The sequence below is a fragment of the Cellulomonas septica genome, from assembly GCF_012396155.1.
Classification (GTDB): domain Bacteria; phylum Actinomycetota; class Actinomycetes; order Actinomycetales; family Cellulomonadaceae; genus Cellulomonas; species Cellulomonas septica.
Map to the genome: position 1 here is coordinate 1 of NZ_JAAXOY010000796.1, position 1,432 is coordinate 1,432.

Below are 1,432 nucleotides of genomic sequence, written 5' to 3' on the forward strand. Positions count from 1 at the left end.
GGCGCGGTCGCCGGCACGCGGAGCGAGGACGACGAGCGGCAGGAGCGCGGTCGTCGGGGCCGCCCACCACCACCAGACGCGGTCGCGGCCGGCGAGGTCGGCCGCGGCGTCCGCGGCGACGAAGGTGAGCGTCGCGAGGAGGGGGGCGTCGTGGGCGACGTCGGACCACGCGGGGTCGGGGCCGTGCTCGACGAGCGACCCCAGCCCGGTCGCTGCCACGAGCACCGCGTAGGTCCGGACCCGCCCCACGGGCGTGGGTCCGCGCCCGTGGGGAGCGGAGGAGGTCCGCGCGACGAATAGGACGACGGCGGCCCCGACGACGAACGCCAGGCTCGTGACCGCCGCGACGGGCTCGGTGACCGCACCGTCCGCCGCCTCGCACTGCGTCTCCGTCGCGACCCACGTCCAGCGGGACACCGCGTCCATCGACCCACCGTAGGCAGTGCGCCCCCGGTCGGCTCGGGCGCGGCGACGGGTCGACGGCGCCGCTGCGGCACCGCGTCGCCGAGACCACCAAGAAAGTTGCGTCTTCATGCATCCGCACGCCTCCCGACAAGGGAAGAGAGGTCGAGAGTCCCGCCACCGGGCGGGCCGCACGGAAGGACGACCACGATGCGCGCACGACCTCTTGCCGCGACCGGAGCCGCCGGTCTCGCCCTCGCCGCCGTCATGCTGACCTCCGCTCCCGCCGGCGCCGCTCCCGGCGACGCGACCCTGTACGTCCTGCACGGCGTGCCGGGCCTCACGGTGGACGTGTGGGTCAACGGCGAGCGGACGCTCGACGACTTCACGCCGGGCACGCTCGCAGGTCCGCTCGAGCTCGCGCCCGGGACCTACACGGTCGCGATCACGGCCGCGGACGCCGCCGACGCGTCGTCGCCGGCGATCGGCCCGGTGGACCTCCAGCTCGCGGGGAGCACGTCGTACACCGCGGTCGCGCACCTCGACGCGTCCGCGAACCCGACCGCCACGCTCTTCACCAACGACACGTCGACCACCGCCGCGGGCCAGGGCCGCCTCACGGTCCGGCACGTGGCCGCCGCACCCGCGGTCGACGTCCTGGCCGGCGGCTCCGCCGTGATCTCCGGGCTGACCAACCCGAACGAGAAGGTCCTGAACCTTCCCGCCGGCACGGTCAGCGCGAGCGTCGTCGCCGCCGGCACGACCGAGCCCGCGCTGCTCGGCCCGACCGACGTCAACGTCGCCGAGGGCACCAACACCATCGTGTACGCCTGGGGCAACGGGACGGCGACCCCGTCGACGCTCGCGCTCGCGACGCAGGTCATCGACGGCCTGCACGGCACGCCGAGCGGGGTGCCGGCGGGGGAGCTGGGCCTCGCGGCCGACCCGGAGGTCCCGGCGTGGACCTGGGTGGCCGGCGGCCTGCTGGTGGCCGGGCTGGTCGCGGCGTCGTCCGTGGCCGTCCGCCGTC

At 76.2% G+C, this 1,432-nt stretch carries 1 protein-coding gene and 1 pseudogene; one reads left to right on the plus strand and one right to left on the minus strand.

Annotated features, from left to right (window positions below; genetic code table 11):
* Positions 1-426 (minus strand): annotated as a pseudogene (locus HGA02_RS19250) (hypothetical protein); the annotation flags it as partial.
* Positions 427-612: 186 nt separating this feature from the next.
* Between HGA02_RS19250 and HGA02_RS19255 the strand changes: the two are divergent.
* The coding region (locus tag HGA02_RS19255; RefSeq protein WP_168680994.1) for a DUF4397 domain-containing protein at positions 613-1,432 on the plus strand (820 nt) is incomplete at its 3' end.